This is a genomic window from Citrobacter sp. TBCS-14, from assembly GCF_005280805.1.
Classification (GTDB): Bacteria; Pseudomonadota; Gammaproteobacteria; order Enterobacterales; family Enterobacteriaceae; genus Citrobacter; species Citrobacter gillenii.
The window spans coordinates 322-543 of record NZ_SZWM01001159.1; the positions used below are offsets into that span (position 1 = coordinate 322).

Below are 222 nucleotides of genomic sequence, written 5' to 3' on the forward strand. Positions count from 1 at the left end.
TGAACTATCCGACGCCATTGCAAAAGTTGTTGGTTTTCGCGGTGATATTATTTTTGATGCTTCTAAACCTGATGGGACACCACGAAAACTGCTTGATGTCAGTCGCCTGAGAAGACTCGGTTGGCATCATGAAATAGGACTTGAACAGGGGTTGATTAATACTTATCGCTGGTTCCTTGATAATCAGCAGCGGTATCGGGGTGAGTAATGTTTCTCAATAAT

At 42.8% G+C, this 222-nt stretch carries 1 pseudogene; it reads left to right on the top strand.

The window, feature by feature from the left end:
- A pseudogene (locus tag FDX22_RS32125) lies at positions 1-208 on the top strand (GDP-L-fucose synthase); the annotation flags it as partial.
- Positions 209-222 lie beyond the last annotated feature (14 nt).